The sequence below is a fragment of the Niallia sp. Man26 genome, from assembly GCF_022049065.2.
Classification (GTDB): Bacteria; Bacillota; Bacilli; order Bacillales; family Cytobacillaceae; genus Niallia.
In genome coordinates this window covers 1,818,422-1,840,611 of sequence record NZ_CP095743.1, presented here as the reverse complement: position 1 = coordinate 1,840,611, position 22,190 = coordinate 1,818,422, and the positions used below count along the sequence as shown (strand labels likewise).

The 22,190-nt window shown below is 37.3% G+C and carries 18 protein-coding genes and 1 pseudogene; 7 read left to right on the top strand and 12 right to left on the bottom strand.

Going from position 1 to position 22,190, the window contains the following annotated elements:
* Positions 1-150: 150 nt before the first annotated feature.
* Positions 151-2,292: a PAS domain S-box protein gene (locus L8T27_RS09345; protein ID WP_237941369.1), complete on the bottom strand. Its 2,142-nt coding sequence runs from the start codon at positions 2,290-2,292 to the stop codon at positions 151-153.
* A gap of 256 nt (positions 2,293-2,548) precedes the next feature.
* Here L8T27_RS09345 and pepF point away from each other — a divergent pair, with 256 nt between their 5' ends.
* From pepF to L8T27_RS09330, 3 genes are all read left to right on the top strand, one after another.
* Positions 2,549-4,363: an oligoendopeptidase F gene (gene pepF / locus L8T27_RS09340; protein WP_237941368.1), complete on the top strand. Its 1,815-nt coding sequence runs from the start codon at positions 2,549-2,551 to the stop codon at positions 4,361-4,363.
* A gap of 98 nt (positions 4,364-4,461) precedes the next feature.
* A complete protein-coding gene (locus L8T27_RS09335) occupies positions 4,462-4,611 on the top strand; it encodes a hypothetical protein (protein WP_233314797.1) in 150 nt (49 codons plus the stop codon).
* 19 nt (positions 4,612-4,630) lie between these two features.
* Entirely contained in the window at positions 4,631-4,888 is a 258-nt protein-coding gene (locus L8T27_RS09330; RefSeq protein WP_233313952.1) for a transcriptional regulator SplA domain-containing protein, read from the top strand.
* Positions 4,889-4,922: 34 nt separating this feature from the next.
* Here L8T27_RS09330 and L8T27_RS09325 read toward each other — a convergent pair whose 3' ends face one another.
* Entirely contained in the window at positions 4,923-5,108 is a 186-nt protein-coding gene (locus tag L8T27_RS09325; RefSeq protein ID WP_233313953.1) for a cold-inducible protein YdjO-related protein, read from the bottom strand.
* Positions 5,109-5,300: 192 nt separating this feature from the next.
* Between L8T27_RS09325 and L8T27_RS09320 the strand changes: the two genes are divergently transcribed.
* Positions 5,301-6,470, top strand: a complete 1,170-nt coding sequence (locus L8T27_RS09320; RefSeq protein WP_237941367.1) for an alanyl-tRNA editing protein — start codon at positions 5,301-5,303, stop codon at positions 6,468-6,470.
* A 36-nt stretch (positions 6,471-6,506) separates the two neighbouring features.
* Here the strand turns inward: L8T27_RS09320 and recQ are convergent, their stop codons facing one another.
* Positions 6,507-8,654: a DNA helicase RecQ gene (gene recQ / locus L8T27_RS09315; RefSeq protein WP_237941366.1), complete on the bottom strand. Its 2,148-nt coding sequence runs from the start codon at positions 8,652-8,654 to the stop codon at positions 6,507-6,509.
* 258 nt (positions 8,655-8,912) lie between these two features.
* On the opposite strand from recQ, the gene L8T27_RS09310 reads away from it, so the two are divergent.
* A complete protein-coding gene (locus L8T27_RS09310) occupies positions 8,913-9,758 on the top strand; it encodes a P-loop NTPase family protein (protein WP_237941365.1) in 846 nt (281 codons plus the stop codon).
* A 51-nt stretch (positions 9,759-9,809) separates the two neighbouring features.
* Here L8T27_RS09310 and L8T27_RS28920 read toward each other — a convergent pair.
* The 4 genes and pseudogenes from L8T27_RS28920 to L8T27_RS09290 form a co-directional block, all read right to left on the bottom strand.
* Positions 9,810-9,893: pseudogene (locus tag L8T27_RS28920) on the bottom strand (YjcZ family sporulation protein); the annotation flags it as partial.
* 100 nt (positions 9,894-9,993) lie between these two features.
* The gene (locus tag L8T27_RS09300) at positions 9,994-10,101 is read right to left on the bottom strand and encodes a YjcZ family sporulation protein (protein ID WP_233313958.1); all 108 of its coding nucleotides are present in this window, start codon (positions 10,099-10,101) and stop codon (positions 9,994-9,996) included.
* A gap of 156 nt (positions 10,102-10,257) precedes the next feature.
* Positions 10,258-10,530 (bottom strand): hypothetical protein, encoded by a 273-nt coding sequence (locus L8T27_RS09295; RefSeq protein WP_233313959.1) that lies wholly within the window; start codon positions 10,528-10,530, stop codon positions 10,258-10,260.
* Between the two features lie 199 nt (positions 10,531-10,729).
* Entirely contained in the window at positions 10,730-11,884 is a 1,155-nt protein-coding gene (locus L8T27_RS09290) for an MFS transporter (protein WP_237941364.1), read from the bottom strand.
* Positions 11,885-11,978: 94 nt separating this feature from the next.
* Between L8T27_RS09290 and L8T27_RS09285 the strand changes: the two genes are divergently transcribed.
* Positions 11,979-12,698 (top strand): ZIP family metal transporter, encoded by a 720-nt coding sequence (locus L8T27_RS09285; RefSeq protein WP_233313961.1) that lies wholly within the window; start codon positions 11,979-11,981, stop codon positions 12,696-12,698.
* 12 nt (positions 12,699-12,710) lie between these two features.
* Here the strand turns inward: L8T27_RS09285 and L8T27_RS09280 are convergent, their stop codons facing one another.
* Both L8T27_RS09280 and L8T27_RS09275 read right to left on the bottom strand, forming a co-directional pair.
* Positions 12,711-13,535: a formate/nitrite transporter family protein gene (locus tag L8T27_RS09280; protein ID WP_237941363.1), complete on the bottom strand. Its 825-nt coding sequence runs from the start codon at positions 13,533-13,535 to the stop codon at positions 12,711-12,713.
* A 192-nt stretch (positions 13,536-13,727) separates the two neighbouring features.
* Positions 13,728-13,865, bottom strand: coding sequence for a hypothetical protein (locus tag L8T27_RS09275; protein WP_233313963.1), 138 nt, complete (start codon positions 13,863-13,865; stop codon positions 13,728-13,730).
* Between the two features lie 314 nt (positions 13,866-14,179).
* Between L8T27_RS09275 and L8T27_RS09270 the strand changes: the two genes are divergently transcribed.
* The gene (locus tag L8T27_RS09270) at positions 14,180-15,799 is read left to right on the top strand and encodes an ABC-F family ATP-binding cassette domain-containing protein (RefSeq protein ID WP_233313964.1); all 1,620 of its coding nucleotides are present in this window, start codon (positions 14,180-14,182) and stop codon (positions 15,797-15,799) included.
* 274 nt (positions 15,800-16,073) lie between these two features.
* On the opposite strand, the gene L8T27_RS09265 is transcribed toward L8T27_RS09270, so the two are convergent.
* The 3 genes from L8T27_RS09265 to mprF all read right to left on the bottom strand — a co-directional run bounded on the left by L8T27_RS09265 (position 16,074) and on the right by mprF (position 21,738).
* Positions 16,074-17,240 carry a D-alanyl-D-alanine carboxypeptidase family protein gene (locus L8T27_RS09265; RefSeq protein ID WP_237941362.1) on the bottom strand — a complete coding sequence of 389 codons (1,167 nt, stop codon included), beginning with the start codon at positions 17,238-17,240 and terminating at the stop codon, positions 16,074-16,076.
* Positions 17,241-17,436: 196 nt separating this feature from the next.
* A complete protein-coding gene (locus L8T27_RS09260) occupies positions 17,437-19,065 on the bottom strand; it encodes a MutS-related protein (RefSeq protein ID WP_237941361.1) in 1,629 nt (542 codons plus the stop codon).
* Positions 19,066-19,203: 138 nt separating this feature from the next.
* Positions 19,204-21,738, bottom strand: coding sequence for a bifunctional lysylphosphatidylglycerol flippase/synthetase MprF (gene mprF, locus L8T27_RS09255; protein WP_237941360.1), 2,535 nt, complete (start codon positions 21,736-21,738; stop codon positions 19,204-19,206).
* Positions 21,739-22,190: the final 452 nt, after the last annotated feature.

Sequence of the window (22,190 nt, the reverse complement as noted above, 5' to 3'; positions counted from 1 at the left end):
AAAAGCGCAAATAAAAAGAACAAGGAGATAGCAATTCCGTTACTAATATGACAAACCTTTAACAGTTAAAAGTCTAATTGTCAGAATAGTACGTATTGTTATATCCTTGCTCTTAGTATTTTAGGACTATATTGGAAATAACTAAGTCTTTTAACCTAAATCATTTCCTGCTTTCGGAAAAGTTATATGGAAAGATGTTCCTTTGTTTTTTTCACTTTCTATATATACTTTCCCTTTAAAGTTCTCAATAATCTTAAAACTCACCAATAATCCTAACCCTGTTCCTTCTTTTTTTGTAGTGAAAAACGGCTCTCCCAGTTTTTGAAGCTGGTCCTTGTCCATCCCAATCCCCGTATCTTGAAGCAGCACATCAATACTCTTGGCAGTAGTTTTCACTGCTATTTTTAAGCTGCCTCCACTCGGCATTGCTTCTACTGCATTTTTAATAAAATTAAGAAAGACTTGCTTTAGCTTGTTTTCATCACATTCTAGACGAGCCTCACTGTCATCAAAAGTAAAGTCTACTTGCACTTTGCTCTTTCTTAACTGGTAGTCTAATATGGAAAGAACATTTGCGATGATTGGTATGATTTCCTTCTTCTCCAGGCTGGCAGAAGTCGGCTTGGACAATAGCATAAACTCTTCGACAATGGAATTAACCCGTTCAATCTCTTCTAATACAATGGAAAACAATTCCTGCCTGTCTGTTTCTGTTTCATCCATACTCAAGAATTCTGTATATCCTTTTATAGAGGTGAGCGGATTGCGAATTTCATGGGCTATACCTGCAGCAAGCTGACCAACTGCCGCTAGTTTGTCCTGTCTGTGCAGTATTTCTTCTGTTCGTTTTCTTTCCGTTATATCATTTCTAATGGCTAAATATTTATATGGTTTGTTCTGACTGTCCAAGAAAGGAATAATAGTGGTATCTACCCAATAGTACGATCCGTTCTTCGCTTTGTTGCGAATCTCTCCCTTCCACACCTCTCCGTTGGCAATAGAATGCCATAATTCTTGAAAAAAGGCGGCCGAATGATAGCCGGAATTAACGATTCGATGTGTCTGACCGATTAACTCTTCTTCCGAATAACCTGAAATCCGGCAAAACTTATCATTTACATTGGTGATGACTCCTTGCTTATCTGTAAACGCAATAATGCTTGACTGGTCGAGGGCAAACTTTATATCGCTCACCTCTTGCACCATTTCCTGCATCTTTATTTGGTCTTGCTTCTGATCTGTAATGTCTCTTCTTATGGAAACATACTGATATGGTTCTCCTTTTTTGTTAACGAAAGGAACAATAACCGTATCCACCCAGTAGAAGCTACCATCCTTTGCTTTATTGCGGATTTCACCTTTCCATATATTCCCTGAACTGATAGTCTTCCACAATTGTTTAAAAAACTCTGACGAATGATAGCCGGAATTAATTATGCGGTGATTTTGGCCAATTAATTCAGAACGGCTGTATTTCGATATTTCCACAAATTTATCATTCACATATGTAATCATCCCATTTTTGTCTGTAAAGGCGACAATCGAGGACTCATCCAGCGCATACTGCATATCGCGAACATTTATATCATTGACAGCAAGCTTCTCCCTTATCAATGTACTAGTCCCAATAAGGCCGCCCAAGATTAATATAGTAATGAATAAAACGACATAAACAATAAAGCTGTCATCATAGTGGCTCGGTTCATATTCAATCGGTGTCATGCTGTGCAAAAGAATGAAATGACTTAAAAAACATACACCTGTAATGATGAAGCTGCATAACGGTCTAACGATGCCTTTAGCTATTCTTGTCTTTTTAGCAGGATAAAAAGACAGCTTCACGGAAAAGGAAAAACCGCTGAACAGCAACAGAAAGCTGAAAAATAGAGCAGGCATATTCTCAGCTTGCACCGAATTACCGATTGAATAAAGCCCTAATATGAATACTGCCAGCATGGAAAAACTGAAAAACAAGCTGCTTACATATATCCGATGCTTATTATTCTCCTTATCCAGCATAGAATAAAACGCCATTCCGGCAAAGCAAATTCCGATCAGCATGGATAATGTCGCAATGGGAATATCGTAGCTCGAAGTTGCGTATATATTATCGGCCATTAATGCAACAAAACTCATTACCCAAAACCCAAAGCCAAGAGAGAAGGTGCTAGCTAAAAATAAAAAGCGGCTGTTCTTTTCAGAGGCTTTAACAAGCTGAAATAAATCAAAAGAAGTGTAGCTGGCCATATAAATTAAAATAATACTGATAATGACTAGAATGGAGTTATACAAAATAGATCCTCCCATACCATTTTAAAAAACAAAAATGAAAATTTTATGACAAAATAACAACACTTATGATTGTAATGGAAATGTAATATAGATGAAAGTATTTTTCTTATTTATGTCATGGAAATGATTCTTTCTCATTAATAAGCTATCCTCTATTAGTCATATATTTTTGAAGCAAAAATATACTTACTATTCAAAATAATATGATATAATCATTTCGTATCACTAAATACCTTTAATAAGGGGAGGAATCAGATTGCAAATAACTAAACAAACAAGGCCCTACCGCCATGAGGTGCCAGAAGAATTAAAATGGAAGGTGGAAGACCTGTTTGCAGATAGCAATGCGTGGAAAGCTGCATTAGTACAAGCAGAAAACAGCTTGGCAGCTTTTGATCAATATAAAGGAAAACTTGCTACAAGCAGTTCTGTATTATTGGAATGCTTGCAAGCACAGGAAGCGTTGCTTGAGAGTATCGTACTTATCAGTACATATGCCTCCTTAAAGCAGTCTGAAGATGGCACTAATCCTGAAAACCAAGCAAACTCTTCCCTGTTTGCAGCTTTTAATGCTAAGGCAGCCGGCACAATGTCCTTTATTCAATCAGAAATTTTAGAAATGCCAGAGGAGCTGATTGCTCAGTTCTTGAAAGAAGAACAGAAGCTTGCCGTTTACAGCCGCAACATTCAGAAAATCTTAGCTGCAAAAAAATATGCATTATCGAGTGAAACAGAAAAAGTACTGGCATCATTAGGCCAAATTCATGCTTCTCCTTATTTAGTGTACCAAAGCAGCAAACTGGCTGATATGAGCTTTGCTTCCATTGAAGATAATAACGGAGCAGAACTTCCTGTATCTTTTGCATTATTTGAAGATGTTTATGAGTTTTCACCAGATCCGGAAATAAGAAGAAATGCTTATAAATCGTTTACAGACACTTTAGCAAGTTACAACAATACAATTGCTGCAGCTTACAGCACCGAAGTAAAAAAACAAGTAACTTTAGCTAATATTCGCGGATATGCTTCTGTTACAGACATGCTGTTAGAGTCACAAGAAGTAACTACCGAAATGTATCATAACCAGCTAAGCGTTATTTTCAATGAACTAGCCCCACATATGAGAAAGTTTGCAAGCTTGAAAAAAGAACAGTTAGGTTTAGAAAAGATGCTTTTCTGTGATTTAAAGGCACCTCTTGATCATGAATTCAATCCTGAAACAACATTTGAAGAAGCAAGCGATATTATTTTAGAGGCATTAAAGGTGATGGGACCTGAATACTCTGAAATCATGAAAAAAGCTTTAACAGAAAGATGGGTTGATATAGCTGATAATGTTGGAAAATCAACTGGTGCTTTCTGTTCTAGTCCGTATGGCTCTCATCCATTTATCTTAATTACTTGGGGTAATACGATGCGAAGCGCCTTTATGTTAGCACATGAGCTAGGACATGCCGGTCACTTCTATTTGGCAAATAAAAATCAACGTATTGTCAATACAAGACCGTCAACCTATTTTATTGAGGCACCTTCTACAATGAATGAAATGCTGCTTGCTGACTATTTGCTGGCCAAAACAAATGACAACCGAATGAGACGCTGGACTATCCTTCAGCTCCTTGGCACTTACTATCATAATTTTGTTACACATTTGCTTGAAGGAGAATTTCAACGCCGTGTTTATAAGCTGGCTGAAGAAGGAACACCTTTAACAGCCAGGGTTTTTAATGAAGTAAAAGGAAACGTATTGAAGGAATTTTGGGGAGATTCTGTCGAGATTACAGAACAGGATTATCTGACATGGATGCGTCAGCCTCATTACTATATGGGATTATATCCTTACACCTATTCAGCAGGGTTAACAGCTTCGACAGCCGTTGCGGCTAGTATTCGTGAAAATGGTCAAGAAACAGTCGATAAATGGCTTGATGTCCTTCGCGCTGGCGGAACAAAAACTCCGCTTGAGTTATTGAAGTACGCAGGAGTGGATATGTCTAATCCAAATGCAATAAAACAGGCCGTCGCATATGTCGGCACACTTGTCGATGAATTAACAGACAGCTTTGCTTAAATAAAGAAGGTATCTATCCTTTGATAGATGCCTTTTTTGCTTTATTTTCCATCATATTTTTTTGCGCACAAGCAAACACTGTTTTTAAAGGAGAGAGTATGATGAAGAACTCAAAAGACACTAAAATGAACAACAAGCAGCGTTCAGCAGATGACCGAGGAGACTCTATCGACCAGCTTCAAAAATTAGAAGCTGCCAACAGCATGATAGCGGAAAAGGAAATTGGTCAGCAGAACGAAAATTTATAATAGAAAGGAGAACAACCCAATGGACACACTTGATCCAAAAGATCTGCAATTAGGTGATGAAGTATATGTCATTTACCATAATCCCCATACACCATCTGTATCTAATGTAAAACCGGCAGAAATCGTTCAGCATCCAAAAGATCCAAATGCATTAGCACTTTTTTTGAACGACACATTCCATACAATTGAAGATGATGATGCCCTCTTTCACTCGGAATCAGATGCTGAAAATGCCTATAACCAAATGTATCAAGATGAAATAGACAATTATTTTTAATAAAACAAGACCCCGAATATGGGGTCTTGTTTTATTAGTTATTTATTTGTGGCAATTCTCTCATTTCCATCGTTGTCTCATTTCCACATAACGGACATTTCAAATCATCAGTTGCAAAATCCTTCCTCATCCAACCGTTGCAGGAATTGCAAGCATACACTTCCAAATTCAATAAAACTTCCTCAGGCTTATCATCCATTCCTTTTCTGTTAAAAAACATGCTGTTAGCCCCCTTTTTTGTTTATTATGAACATAAAGACTCGTTTTTATAGGTATTTTGACGATTTTTTAGAATTTTCTTTCCGTCACATAAAATGAAATGCTTATTCTATAGTTCACTGAATCGCGATAAGGGTTGAAATTATGCTATGATGATTGTCTAACAAATACGTATCCTTAGGAGAAATCAAACATGACAAACCAATTGTATTACTCGTCCCCCTACATGTCTTCTTGGACAACAAATATCGTAAAAACACTTCATAAAGATGGTAAAGAATATGTTGTATTAGCAGAAACAGCTTTTTATCCTGAAGGAGGCGGACAGCCAAGCGATACAGGTACCATCAACGGCATTACTGTATTGGATGTTCAAAAGGAAGATGACGGCACCATTTTACACTTAGTCGAGCAAGAGATAACCGGGCAAACTGCAGAGTGCATAGTTGACTGGGAGAAACGATATGACCATATGCAGCAGCATACTGGCCAGCATTTGCTGTCAGCTGTATTGCATGAGTGGAAAGATATTGCAACAGTAAGCTTCCACCTTGGAACAGATTACACAACAATAGATATAGACATAGAAGAGCTTACAGCATCAGATTTACTGGAAATTGAAGCATTATGCAGTAAATACATATTTGCAAATAAAGAAATAAAAACATATTTTGTAACAGAAGCAGAGGCTGCAGCATTGCCTTTGCGGAAGCTTCCAAGTGTTACAGGCAAGCTTAGAATAGTGGAAATTGATCAAATTGATTATTCAGCATGTGCAGGCACACATGTTTTCAGGACTGGTGAATTAGGTTTTATTAAACTGCTTAAAACAGAAAAGCATCGCAATCAAACCAGGCTGTTCTTCTTATGCGGTCACAGGGCAATGAAGGATTACCAAGTTTCCCAAACAATCTTAACGGCGCTCAGCGACAAATTCCGAACTAATAAGGAAATGCTGGCAGACAGAATTGACAAGCTGGAGAAGGAAAAGAAAATATTAAATAGTGAGCTGGAAGCAGCCAAATTAGAAAATGCCGCTTTTTTAGCTGAAAAGCTGACAAGCAATACGGACAGCATTGTCATTTCTGCTTCATTTGCACATAAACCACTAAAGGACTTACAGCTTCTTGCTAAGACCATTATTAAAGAAAAGGATTATATAGCAATCCTGGCTTCTGAATCAGATAAGAAATTATTAATTCAGCATAATGGCAGTCAGTCTATTTCCTGTGGAGCACTGCTGAAGGAAGTGCTTGCCGAAATAAACGGCAAAGGGGGCGGCAATAACACTCAAGCCCAAGCAACCTTTGACAGTGAACAAGACCTGAAAAAAGCAATGGACAGCTTAATCAGCTCAATATAAAAAAAGAAAGGAGAAGCCTAAACAGCTTCTCCTTTGTTATATTGTCTGCTTTCTTACATACAGGGCAAGAGCAATCTTTATTTGAAAATAGCTGATATGGGGGTCCAGTTCTTCTTTAATTGGCTTTAGCTTCTCTCCCCCAACCTTTTCGATTACTGCCTCAATTTTTTGCTGCTCTTCCTGTGATAAAAATTGGCTCCAATCAATGGAGTGCCCCTCTTCCTCACATTTAAGCAAATGGTTTTCGATGGTTATAGTTGTCATGTCTCTTTTCTCTGCGATTTCTTTAAGATTTAAGCCAGTATTCAACATTTCGAGTGTAATTAAGTGAGAGTTTTCTGTTTTGCCTTTTTTCTTTGGCAATGAACTAGATTCTGTTCCTCCTACCTCTTGCTCTATTTCCCAGTCCTGCGGATTTTCTTGTTTATAAGAAATCAGTGTCTCCAGGATAATGCCGCCGTATTTGTTGAGCTTATGCTCTCCTATCCCTTTTATCGCCGACAGCTCATCTACGTTTTCCGGTTTATGACTGGAAATTAATTTGAGCGTTTGATCGGAGAAGATAACAAACGGAGGGACACCTTCACTATCAGCCAGACTTTTTCGCATTGCTCTTAAACGCTGGAACAATCCGTTATCTTCTGTAAGTGCCTTTGTTTGCACCTGCTCTTTTCTCAGCACCTGTTTGCGCTGAAGCAACACTTCTTTTCCTGTTGCTGTGACCTTCAAAACAGGCAGGGAACCGCTGCTGACAGCTATATAATTTTCTGAGATTAGAAATTCAATGAAGTCACTTACAGCCTTCGCTGACTGCTCCTTCATAATTCCGTATGTTTTTACCTTATCTAATGAAAAATCAATTATTTTCTTATTTTTAGAGCCAGTCAACACTTGGGCAACCATTGTTTTTCCAAACCGCTCTCCCATGCGCATCATGCAGGAAAGCACCTTTTGTGCTTCAACCGTTACATCTACAACATGCCTTTCATCCTTACAATTTCCGCAGCGTTCACAAGTTTCCGTTGTTTCCTCCCCGAAGTAATGAAGGATGTATTTCTGAAGGCAATCCTCTGTATGACAATAATTAATCATTGCTTGCAGCTTTGATATATCCTGTGCTTGTTTATCAGGATCATGTGTAGTCTGATCAATCAAAAACCGTTGAATCCGAATATCTTGTGCAGAATATAAGAGGATGCACTCACTCGGCAGGCCATCTCTCCCAGCACGGCCGGCTTCCTGATAATAACCTTCCATGTTTTTCGGGAGCTGGTAATGAATCACAAATCTTATATTGCTTTTATCAATACCCATCCCAAAGGCAGTTGTTGCCACCATAAGCTGACAATCATCGGTGATAAATTTCTGCTGCTCCTCTTCTCTTGCCTTGTCTGTCATGCCGCCGTGATATTTTGCCAATGAATAGCCTCTGTTTGTTAATCGTTCATATAGCCGTTCCACATCTTGTCTTGTGGCAGCATAGATAATTCCTGATTCTTCTTTATTTTTGTTAAGAAATCTCTCAATATACCGATGCCTGTCCTCTCCTTTGACGACAGAAAAGGACAGATTACTTCTTTCAAACCCGGTAATAACCGTGTTATCTACAGAGATATCCAATTGAGCGCAAATATCCTCCTTAACTACTGGGGTTGCTGTAGCCGTAAGGGCAGCAACAATCGGCTTTTTCTCCAGCCGTCTAATTAATTGGCCTAATCTCGAATAACTCGGACGGAAATCATGTCCCCATTGGGAAATACAATGAGCCTCGTCGATTGCGATAAACGGAATTTCCAAGTCATTAAGCATGTCAATAAAGAACTCTCCATCAAGTCTTTCAGGTGCAACATATAAAATCTTGTATTTGCCTGATTTTAAGTCTTCCATTCTTTTAGAAGCTTCATAAGAGTCAAGCGTGCTGTTTAGAAAAGTTGCCGGTATGCCCGCTTCTGTCAAAGCATCGACCTGATCCTTCATTAAGGAAATCAGCGGTGAGACAACAAGCGTTACACCAGGAAAAATCATCGCCGGAACTTGATAACAAATTGATTTTCCTCCTCCTGTTGGCATAATGCACGCAACGTTTTCGCCTTGGAGGATTTGGCGGATTACCTCCTCCTGACCATTTCTGAAAGTATCATAGCCAAAATATTCTTTTAAAATAGATAAAGCTTTGTCAAACATTTATATTAATCCTCCTAATAAACCGAAACTTAGTCCTTTCCATTGTAACATTTTTTTTGCATGTAAAAAGTCGACAATTTTATAGGACTTCAAGCCTTCAGAGATTCTTTTTTTGCACTAACCAAAACTTATGAAGGAATTACCTATTCTTTTAGAGAACTTCCTATTATCAACATATTAGGGTGAGTACGATGGAGTAGTCTATTAATGTAAACTAGAAGGTTTAGATTTTAGCCTATTATGGAAAGGCTTGATGATATGCGAACAAAACTTGTTATAGTAGAAGGCTTGCCTGGAAGCGGCAAAACGACAACCGCTTCTGCATTACACGAAATAGTAAGAAATAACAACATAAATAGCGAGCTATATCTTGAGGGTAACCTTGACCATCCAGCTGATTATGACGGTGTCGCCAGCTTTTCTCTTTCTGAATGGGAACAGCTTTTGAACACCAATCAACAATGGGATGCATTAGTTTCGTATGGTCAGCAAAAAGGAGACAATATCCTTTTGCCTTACAGAAAAATAATCAATCAAGACAGCATGTTTTTTTCTAAAGAACAGCTGAACGATATTTATAAGCATGACATTTATGAATTGCCATTTGAACAGCATGCTATGCTAGCTGCTGAAAAATGGGCTGAATTTACAGAAAAAGCGCTGCAAGATGATAAGCTTTATATATTCGAATGCTGCTTCCTCCAAAATCCATTAACAATCGGCATGATAAAATGGGGAATCCCGCAGGAAATCGTGGTAGAGCATGTACTTTCTTTAGAAAAAATAATTCGCAAGCTCAACCCAGTGTTACTTTATGTAGACCAAGATAATCTTCCAAAGTCATTCCGTAAAGCATACAACGAAAGACAAGAGGAATGGAGAAACGGATTTATTGAGTATTATACAAAGCAAGGCTACGGAAAAAAACATCATCATACTGGTCTAAATGGTACAGTGGAAGTTCTAAAAAGAAGGAAAGAACTAGAATTGGAAATTTATGAACAGCTGACAATCAAGAAGTACATGCTAAACAATTCTCTATATGATAAATCATCAGCACGTGCACAAATTACCGACACATTAGCTTCATTTCATCTAATCTAAAACAATAACAAAAAGGCATAAGCGATATCGCTTATGCCTTTGATGCTGTTTTTACAGCCAAGCTGCTCCAACAATGATCAATAGAATGAATAGAACAACAATCAATACGAATCCGCCACTACCATATCCACCAGATACTGGAGCTGCATAGCTGTATCCTCCACAACCACAAGAACCGTAACCACCATAACCGTATGCCATTTATAAAACACTCCCTCTTTTTATATTAATTTAATTAATAACCATAACCAACGTAGCTAGATCCTACAATGATTAATAAAATGAATAGCACTACAAGCAGAGCAAAGCCTCCGCCGAATCCTGCTGTTTGTTCACCACCCATTTAATCCACCTCCCTCATGCACATAAGCATCATATGTAGATACAGGTTGTCTCGAATGGGCACATTTTTATTTTTTTTTTATTTTTGTCCATTTTTATTAATTATCATAAAAATAGGCAATCTTCCTTTGAAAAGGAAAATTGCCTATCGTCCGAACTAGAAAAAAGGAATGAATGCAAGTGCTGCAATCAAGCCAAAAGAAAAACCAACTGCTGCTGCACCCCAGCCCCAGCCGCCATAGCCACCATAGCCGCGGTAATAACCAAATCCAAATCCGCCATAACCTCTTCTGCCGCCGCCTAATGGCCTAATGTAAACTTTGTTAGGAGTAACTCGATCAATGATTCCTGTATGAACTGTGCCGTTATGTGTACGAATACGGACACATTTTCCAACACCTTTCGAACATTGATTATAATAATTGTTCATCGCGCTTTCCACCTCCACTTATTTCCTTATATCTTATGTCCAAGCTATAAAAAAGTATGGACAGCCTTCCTATGACATTAGCGGAAAATAAAAAGCTCCCTTAAAAACAGCAAAAAGTCAGCCCTGCTTATAAGTTAATTTATTTTTAGCAAGTGCTGACTTTATAGAGTTATGACGGACTTTCATTCCATTGTTTTTTTTAAACAGCCTCCTGTTTTTCCAGACGAAGCAAGAATATATTCAGCCCTAGACCAATCACTGTTAAGACACTGAAAAATAAATACACATGAAAGATGCTGTAATGATCAAAAATAATGCCGCCGATAAAAGTATTGAACCAGTTGCCAAGCCCATTGCCAATCGCCGAATAGAAGGTGATTGATGTTGCAATTAAATGGACTGGCGCTATTCTTCTAATATATTGTAGACCTGCCGGAATGAACAGCCCCACACCAAATCCTTGCAGAAAAGCAGTGGCATAAACGAGTGTTAAATTCGGTTCTGTAAAATAAAAAATCCATCTGATTAAGGAGAGTATTCCCGAAAATAATGTAATTTCTAACAGGCCGAATTTTTTTATCCATGCCCCTGCAATTCGCATAAAAGGGACTTCTGACAGGACCGCTATTAAAAAGGCTATCCCTATTCCGGTATATGTACCTCCGCTTCCTTCCACAAACAAACCAAAAAAAGTGTTGTTAGCCAGATTCGGACTAAAAATCATAAACGTGATGATTAAAAACAGCATGTACTTTTTATGGGCTAACAGCTTGCTTGCTCCTTTAAGGGGATTGCTGTTTGCAGCAGCTTTTTCACGGGGCATCTTAACTGTTGTAAGCGAGCAAATCAGCAATGCAGCGAAAAAGGAAATAAAAATAATGCTCGGGGAAACTTCTGAAATCCTGCCCATTACAAAGACAGCAATCCCAAAACCTAAAGCTCCGTACATCCGCACATTTCCGTAATCAAGATTATGTTCACTCGTGTATTTTATCGTGATGCTGTCAGAAATCGGGACGATTGCACTTTGGAATACGGCAATCAATGTCGCAATCACAAAAATCCAGATAAACTGGTCCATAAACAAATACCCTAGACCACATAATCCAGCAAAAAATGCGCATAATTTAAGGATAGATGTGGGCGCATTTGTCTTATCAGAAAGAATTCCCCAAAAGGGTTGAAAAAATATGGTGACAACAGGGCCAATCGACATAATAATGCCAATTTCAAAACCAGATAAACCAATCGAATTGTTTAAATAGACACTAAGCAGCGGAGCTATGCTGCCGCTGCCAAAAAAGGCAAAAAAATAAAAGCATTGCAGGATAAAAAGTTGTTTTTGTGTTTTCATTTAAGTCCGGTCTCCTTTGCTTTTACCATTATATATCAGCATCTGAATACATGAAATAAATTTACAGAAAAAAACCAATAAGGAGCTTATATTTATGCTGGAGGCTGCAATATGGGGAGCTATCGCTAGTCTGTCTTTGTTTATCGGAAGTATAATCGGCCTTTGTTTTGAGGTACCTGCAAAAGTGAATGCCTATTTGATGGCACTGGGGACAGGAGTGCTTATCGGTGCTTCTGCCTTTGACCTGCTTGTCGAATCAATGGAAAAGAGCGGGCTTTTGATGACTTCTGTCTCTTTTCTTGGAGGGGCCCTTCTGTTTACTTTAATTGAAGTTTTCTTGTATATGAAAGGCGGTACAAACAGAAAACGGTCAACCGGAAATATTGCTTCCCATTCCGGCATAGCCATATTCATCGGAACTTTAATGGATGCTATTCCCGAATCGTTAATTATCGGTTTAAGCTTGATCGCAACCAACCATGTCGACATTCTGTTTATTGTCGCCATCTTAATCAGCAATTTTCCGGAGGCCCTTTCTTCTACTGTCGGCTTAAAAAAAGATGGCTACAAAAAAAGAAAGATTTTATTTCTATGGGCAAGTGTTGTAGGTATATCCGCACTAAGCAGCTTAATCGGCTACTCATTTATGGCAAATGCCTCCGAAATAGTTATTGCGAGTATTGAAGCTTTTGGTGCTGGAGGACTAATTGCAATGGTTTGTTCCACTATGCTGCCTGAAGCTTACCAAAAGGCTGGTCCGGTTGTTGGGTTTATCAGCTGTATCGGCTTAATGATTGCTCTTGGACTGACCTAAGATTCTGCTATCTTATTTAGCGATCTTCTTTTGACTGCTAGTTACATTTACGTCTTTTAGCTTCCCTTTTTTTCCGGAAAGGATGTACATATTTACTGCTCCGACAAACAAGCCTCCGCCAATAATATTGCCAATAGTCACCGGAATAAGATTATGAAGCGCGTTTCCTATTGTAATAAATTCAGGATGGGGAACAATTAATGCAATGGAAAACAGTCCCATATTGGCAATACTGTGTTCATAGCCTGAGACCATAAAGCCGAAAACAATAAGCATGGTAGCTAATACTTTTCCCACATCTTCTTTCATATTCATTGGAATCCAAATTGCCAAACAAACAAGCCAGTTACACAGTATAGCCCGTATAAACAGCTCTAATGTTGTTGCGCTCATTTTGCTGTTTGCGACCTCCATCAGCCAAGTTGTTTTTTCCTCCAAATGAAACAACCCGGAATAGTAAATAAGAACCGCAAAAAGTACAGCGCCGGCAAAATTGCCTAAATATACGGTAACCCAGTTATAAAACGTATCACTCCAGGTTGTTCTGCCGGCAATTGTGCTCATTGTAAAGGCCATTGTATTTCCGGTAAAAAGCTCCCCACCCCCAAACATGATAAGCACTAGTGCCAGGCCGAAAAACATAGCTGTCATCATATAAGTTCCGGGCGAATGTACATCATAAAAAGGCTGTGCCAGCTTATAACAAATCACAAGGGCAAAGCCAATATACATACCTGCTAAAATTGCTTTTGTAAAATACCGGAGAAAGGAGCAATCAATCAGCTCTTTCTTTTTTAAAGCATAGGCAACCGCCTTCTTAATTGGTTCCTGTTCCATTTTGTGTTCACCCTCTCTCAATCAACAGTTTGCTCACTATTGAACAATCAATGACATTATATCTTATTTTTTTGAGAGAATGACAAAGAAAAAACATGTTTCACAAAATTGTAGCATTTATTGCCTTTTTTCCTATTCATACGATGGAAACAGCATATAATGTACAACGGAACATGTTTTTAGCAGTGTAATTTAATGTGTTGTAGAGGAAGTCAATTTATTAGGTTGGCGGATGGGAACGATTAAATGTGATCTAGGTTTAGTGAAGCTTATTTTGATCCCTGATTTTTTCATCTTATTTACTAAATCAACAAGCTGTTTTCTAGCCATTTATATCTACTCCTTTATGTCCTGTTATATGTAGTGTACAGAAAATATATGAAAAAAATATGAACATTTAATAAAATTTTATTGATATTTTACGTATTCCCCAATCCAAGCACCTAAAACTCGTTTTAGTCATTTTAACGCTTACAAATCATATTCGCTTAAGATTAAACAATTCCTCCTTTTTTTATAAAAAATCTCAAATCTTACATAAGGAAAACGCGGAGATTGAGTAAGTTTTTCTAAGAAAAATTCGCTCTTCCCTGTTAATGATGGTATAATTTTATGGATATTGTATTTTGGAGGAAAAAATATAAATGATAACAGTTAGCAATGTTGGTCTTCGATATGGTGATCGTAAATTATTTGAAGATGTTAATATTAAATTCACACCTGGGAATTGTTATGGTTTAATCGGGGCAAATGGTGCCGGTAAATCAACTTTCCTTAAAATTCTTTCCGGTGAACTGGAAGCTCAATCCGGTCATGTTTCATTAGGCCCTGGAGAAAGGCTTGCTATCCTGAAACAGAACCATTTTGAGTACGAGGAGCATGAAGTGCTGCAAGTAGTCATCATGGGTCATACAAGACTGTATGAAGTAATGAAGGAAAAAGATGCTATTTATATGAAAGAAAACTTCTCTGACGAGGACGGTATGAAAGCTGCTGAACTTGAAGGTGAATTTGCTGAATTAAATGGTTGGGAAGCTGAATCAGAGGCGGCAATCCTATTAAAAGGATTAGGAATCAATGAAGATCTGCACAATAAAAAAATGGCAGACATCAGCGGATCAGAAAAAGTTAAGGTACTTCTTGCACAAGCACTATTTGGTCAGCCAGACGTTCTTTTGCTTGATGAGCCTACAAACCATCTTGACATCGGCGCAATCCAGTGGCTAGAAGAATTCTTAATCAACTTCGAGAATACTGTTATTGTTGTTTCCCATGACAGACATTTCTTGAACAAAGTATGTACTCATATTGCTGATTTGGATTACAGCAAAATTCAGATTTATGTTGGTAACTACGATTTCTGGTATGAGTCAAGCCAATTAGCTTCTAAAATGGCAAATGATGCAAACAAGAAAAAAGAAGAAAAAATTAAAGAGCTGCAAAACTTTATCGCACGATTCAGTGCAAATGCATCAAAATCCAAGCAGGCAACATCAAGAAAAAAATTGCTTGATAAAATTTCTCTGGACGATATTAAACCATCTTCTAGAAAATATCCATATGTTGCATTTACACCTGAAAGAGAAATAGGAAATGACCTATTGCGTGTAGAGAATCTGTCAAAAACAATTGATGGCGTTAAAGTTCTAGATAACATCAACTTTATCATGAACAAAGATGACAAAATTGCTCTTGTTGGAAAAAATGAACTGGCAAAAACTACTCTATTCCGCATTTTAATGGGAGAAATTGAGCCAGACAGCGGTTCCTTCAAATGGGGAATTACGACAACACAAAGCTACTTCCCTGCAGATAACTCTGAATACTTCGCACGTGACGAGCAAAGCCTAGTTGATTGGCTGCGCCAATACTCACCAAATGATCAGACAGAAAGCTTCTTGAGAGGTTTCCTTGGCAGAATGCTGTTCTCTGGTGAAGAAGTAATGAAAAAACCTAGCGTTCTTTCCGGAGGAGAAAAAGTCCGCTGCATGCTTTCCAAAATGATGCTTAGCGGTTCCAACGTGCTGCTTATGGATGAACCAACAAACCACTTGGATCTTGAATCCATTACAGCATTAAACAACGGCCTTATTAACTTTAAAGGCTCCTTGCTGTTCGCATCACATGACCATCAGTTTGTTTCTACAATCGCAAACAGAATCTTTGAGATTACACCAAGCGGCCTAGTAGACAAACAAGTAACTTATGATGAGTACTTGGAAGATGCACAGCTGCAAAAGCAAGTAGCTGAAATGTATAAATAAGTACAAAAAAATGGGCCCTGCTTGTTGCAGGGCCCATTTTTTATTGCACTATAATATTGATAATGGGGTAGTAGGTATTTTTAACTTATTTGTTAAAGTGATACAAAATATCCAAAATACGTTTATAGGAGTAATAGAAGTCTTTATTCAAAAAATGAACGGAAGTGGTGAGACTCCTACAAAAATAGCGAACCAGCCTTCTCCCACTGGAAAGCGAACCACAGCAGTGCTAATCAACATCCCTAGTTTACCAATAAATTTATCAAGCTTATTATCAAACAGTCTTCTTTTGCCATCTTTTCTTTTTGTATATAACAGCAGCTGCTATGATACCAATAACAAGGACACCAGCTATGACCTTAATAGAAAGATAAGAACTATCGCTTTCTTCCTTATTACTTAAAGTGTCACCAGCTTGAAGCACATCGAGAGGCACCTTTTCCTTCAGCTGAAGTGATTGAATAGTATCGCCAGCTTTTGTCTGCATCAACAGCTCTCCAGTCGGTGTGATAACTGGTGTGCTGTTATCCTTCGGAACAGTGACAAGCTCGGTCTTTTCTGTTTGAAAGACTTTACCTGCAACTGGATATTGCATACCTGGCGGAAACGTGTCATTTATAAAATTTTTGAAGCCATAATCAAACATTGCTTCTGTATCTTCATAAACATCCTCTTTCCAATCACCTTTCAGGACAATTGCAATTAAGTTTAGCCCGTCATTGGCAGCAGACGTTGCTAATGTTTGTTTGGATTGATCTACATAGCCGGTTTTCCCACCGTTGACACCTTCATACGGCAGTTCTCCCTTTAACATAAGATGGTGGGTAACAAGCGTCGTATCCCAAGATAATCCATCCCAGTTCAACTCTTTCGTACCGAAAATAGCTCGGAAGGCTTCATTTCTTAACGCATACTTTGTGATAAGCGCCATATCATAAGCAGTCGTATAATGGTTTTCATTGAACAAACCACTTGGATTCGTAAAATGAGTCGACTTTACTTTTATTTCTGTTTTCAAATAGTCATTAAAGTTTTGTTCAAATTGCGCAGGACTTCCATCTAGATATTCTGCAACTGCATCTGCAGCATCATTGCCTGAATTGACAAGCATACCATTCAGCAGTTTTTCCAGACTGACTTTTTCACCAGTCTCTAAATAAACACTGGTTCCCTCTTCTTCTGCTGCATGTTTGCTTACCATTACCATATCGTCTATAGAACCTTTTTCTAATGCGTATATGGCCGTAGCGATTTTCGTCAAGCTCGCTGGATACATTTTTTTATAGCCGTTTTTTTGGAATAGTACTGCACCTGTTTTTTCATCAAGCAAAAGTGCCGACTCGCTCTTTAACTCGAGTTCTTTCTCCTCTTTTCCTGCAGCTGATGCAGTTGACGCAAAAAGAAAGCTCAAAAGAACAAGTGCGGCAATACTAATCTTCATCTGTAAATCACCTAATTTTTCGTCTCTTTTCAATTACCATGACTATTTTACCAGATTTTACTCTTGATTGCACAGCGATCATATGTTTCAATTCATTATCATTTTCTATATTTGGATAATTTATTAGAAAATTTTTTCAAACTAACGTTTAAATGACAGCAAACACCGTTGACCAAGTCAGCGGTGTTTCCTGTCATTAGATTAAGCTGTTATTTAATTCCTTTGCTTTATTAACGGCATGAAGATACACTTTCTCTGGAAAACCCGTAATCCTCAGCAGTTCGATTGCGTTTCTTGTGTTGGACGCACCTTCTTTTATTAAAAAATCAAAGATGATTTCATCGTCTACTATCTGTTCTCTGAAATGATAATTTTTGTATTTATCATTAAGCATCTCTGTTAATTCTATATCATGAGTTGCCGCCATGATTTTTGTATTGCTGCAATGATTTAAATATTCCAGTACTGATTCGGCGGCAGCAACCCTCTCCATTGTATTAGTGCCTTTAAAAATCTCATCCATAAATACATACAATAACATATCACTGCTATTGTTTCTTCTGTCAAAGATTCTTTTCAATGCCTTAATTTCACTTAAAAAATAGCTTTGTCCCTTTTCGATATCATCAGACATTGCCATGGAGGAGTAAACCTCCCCTCTTGTAAGTCTGATTTTATGGCTAGTACTTGTATTTAATGCTTGTGAAAATATAATATTTACAGCAATAGTTTTGATGAAGGTTGATTTTCCTGAAGCATTCGAACCTGTCAGCAAACTATTTTGCGTGAATTCAAAGTCATTGCCAACAGGGTTGCTTACTAAGGGATGATAGCCATTAACAATTGTCAAAGAATCATTATCAGTGTATTCTGGCAAACAATAATATGGCAATGTTTTTCTCCACAAAGCAATCGAATAATACAAATCAATTTCCGCTGTTTTTCTCCATGCCAACTCGTATGTTTGACTGTTATTGTTTATAAGATATACGATGTAATGAAAAACAAAATAATCTATAAGAAAAATTGATTTCAATATCGTAAATAGTTGCAGTATTAAATTTGTACCCGTCGGATCATCTTTCAATAAAAAAACACTGATAAAAGGAGCACTTTTTAGTTTACTTGTCTTTTTTAAAAAGTCAGTGTCCTGATTTAGCTTCGCGATATTTCTGGAGGTAAGCAGGATAGTTAGGCAATAAAACAAGCTTTCATATTCAGCTTCGTTTTTAGAACGGTTTATGTAGAATAAAAAACTGTTCACTAATATGCTAATAAAAAATAACCCTAAACCAATTTGAAGGGATAATCCAATGATTGCTAATCCTATAATCGGAAGCAAACCTAGCAATATATATATTTTATTGAAACTACTATCAGGTTTTGCATAAATATATTTGGAAGAGTTAGCATACGGTGCTTTTCCTAATGCTGATAAAATCAGTGATAACTTCGTGCGGTATTCTTTGTTTAAACTTATTTTTTCTATCTTTTTTTCTTCAAACAAATGCGTTTCATGTGGTGCTTTTAATCGATAGTACAGCAATTCCTCACCGATTGATGTAAAGGTGAAATTAATCGTCTTAAAAATTTTAGTCAAATTTAGATCATGCCAGGTAATATGATCGACGACAGCATTCTTTTCTTTATTTAAGTTCACATTTTCATAGAGATATGTAAATGTTTCATGGAAATTTTCTGTATGATCTAATTTCTCATTCTTGTCCCATAAACTTAAAATAAGCTTTTTCCTTTTCCGCGAATAATACATATTAACAAGTACAGCTATTCCGCTTACTATTACGATTATAAAAACATAAAACATAATTTCCTCCTATTCTAGCATTTGAATATACTTTATTTTAACTTAAAATCCAATTTATTACCAAATTTGTTTTTTAATATCTTATTTGAATGCGTAGAATTATTTAATTTACAATAGAAAAAAGAGCTGAATAATATTTCAGCTCCTTTTACCCTTAGCAACAAGCATTGTTACTTGTGCTGATGTAAACGGCAGGGATGACTTCCTTCTATACCCTAAATACTTTGGCTCCCATATGTCACAATATTTGTTTTTAAAATTCCGCAATCCTTGAAAATGATAAAAAACATGTCCGTGCTTAAAGATTTGCGCGGCCACCTTTTCACTTAAGAAGGAAAAGCGAGAAATCCCAAGATTGGATAATGGAGCCATTCCTAAATTACAGCTTTCCGTCCCTGCTTCCTTCAAATACTCAAAGGTATGCAAATACAGAAAATCCATCGATCCAGATGGAGCGCCAGGCAAACTTCTCATTAAATCTATCGACCACATTTGTTTTTGTTGATAGGAAGGAATCAGTGTTAAAAATGAAATTATTTTACCATCAGGATCTTTTACGTAGATTATTTTACATGTATTTATATAATCCCTTTCAAAAAAACCTAATGAAAAGCCTTTTTCTCTTCTTCCTCCAAGCCATCTGTAGCTTATATTCTCCAGTTCATTTAAAAGTTTTAGATCATGTTCTGGCAAAGAAACTTGCACAGTATAGCCTTCTCTTTCAAATTTATTTTTTATCGCTCGATAATTTTTCATTTTTTTACCTGTCAGTGAAAAGCTGTTCAAGTCTACATGCCCTTCTTCACCAAGCTTAAAAAAATCATATCCGTTAGCATGTAGAATCGGCAGCATATTTCGGCTCGTTTGGTAAAAGACGGGCGTAAATCCATAAATATCAGCTTTTTCATAAAGCTCCTCCACGGCTTTTACAAAGTCTTTCTCTTCACCGATAGGGTCTCCTAAAACAATCAGTTTGTCTGCATATGTTTCATATGCAAACAGCACATTCCGCTCTTTATTCCAAAAGATATATTTATCATGCAAAAAGATAAGATGTGCTAAAGTGGTGCCATTATACTTTTCCAAATGTTCCATTATCTCTGCTTCCATTTCTCTAGATGGCAATTTTGTTAAGCTCTTCGGCTTCTTAATCCAATAGCCTACAAGGATGATGATAAGAGCAATAAATAAAGAAACAAATGCACTCCAAAACAGACTTTTTGCATCTGAAATAATATAGGGCTTCACAAATTTAGGGACACTTGCAATGCTTGTTGGCAAATTTAAATAACCAAGCGTCAAATAACCAAATGAAAAAAAGGATATAACAATTATGTCAAAGCAAATTTTCCCCCAGGTTAGGACAAAGCTCTCCCGGTAGAACTTGCCCCTTGAGAGCAGCAGAAGGATTAACACAACAACGATGATTGTTGCTTCTTCATAATCAAGCCCTTTTAAAAATGTCGTAACAGCCGCAATTGCCAAAACGAATAAAGTGAGATGATAGGTCCTCTTTTCCCTGTATTCTATCCCTCTAGCAAGACCTAAAAGGACAAGACCTGCTCCGACGGATACGTGATGGGAAATGTTCATGACAGGCAAACTGATAAATTGCTCTGTAAGGCGCAGTCTTTCTAAAATCCCTGGTACTGCACCTGAGATTAACAGCAAAATTCCTGAAAGAAACACAAGAATTGTCAGAAAGAAATGACTGATATTCTGCACAACTGCACGCGGGATATTGTTCCAATATTTATTCCACTTTTTCCATAAATCGCGAATAAGCAAAATCAAACCAGTGAAGAACGGTATAAAATAATAGCCTATTCTGTACAGGAGAAGCACAACAAGCAGTTTTTCTGTAGAGACACCTATATATTCAAGGCCCCATAGAAATACAAGGTCAAATGCTCCGATTCCACCAGGAATCATGCTGACAATCCCAGCACCGACAGCAATAAGGAAAATCTTCAGAAAGTCCCAGCCTCCTACAGGGAGGTCAACAAGGCATGCGAGCCAATATAAGTAGAAATAAATGAAGCTCCACTCTAAAATAGATGCACCGAGCAGCGAAGCTGCCATTGTACGGGATTTAATAATCTTATGTAAATTGGTTTTCTTTATGAAATAGCTGATGATAAGGATTGGCAGTATGGCCGAAACGACTAAGGTTGTCACCATCAGCCAATGATGATTCTGTATGAGCGGCATCTTCCAGCTGTCAAATAAAATCACCCAAGTTAAAAAACTAACTCCAGTTAAGTAAAACATCGTGATAAAAGCAATACCCTTCATCAGCCTCTTCTTGTCTTGCTCATATTCTTTATAAAAATAAGTTCTTAAGGCGATACCAATTAATCCGCCAAATCCAAGCAGATTAGAAAAGGAATTGCTGATAAGAGAATACTTGGTCAGCTGTTTCACTGATATTTGTGCATTTAAATATTTGCTTAAAAAATGATCATAAAAATACATTGGCGATAACGCTATAAATCCAAAAACAACGATGAGGACTAGCTCCAAAAAGTCCAATTTATCAATATATTTCATTAACAGCCCGAAATCGATGGTAAGGAACATATCCCTGAATTCCAATGAAACAAGCAGCAGCAAGGTTACTGGAAATAGTATTTTCAGCAGCAGCATTATTCGGTCTTTTGTTATAAACGACATTAAAACACCTCAAAAAATTTTTTGCGCTTCAATTGATATTTAGTAATCATTAAAGCATGTCCATCATTGCCTTTGACTTACATGAAAGACCAATGAATGGCAGATAAAAATAAGAATACAAACCAGGAGAAAAAAATACATACTCCCCTATCATATCTTAAATCGGCTGTGCGGAAAATAAAAATTAACTTTTTTACATGCATTTTCCATTAGTAAAATTATGCACAAGTCACATTACTGCTAATCCTATAGTTCACTGGTAATTTAAAATCCCATTAAAACAGATTTACTATTTTGCTTTTCTATTATATAACAGTTAACAAAAAGCAATTTTGTTATACACTTTAAAATACAAAGATTTTATGCTATTTCACTTTTCTCCCCCCTCCCCAAGTCTTGTCATATCAACAGTTCACAGATTAGTCACAGAATTGCCTTAACTTATACATAAT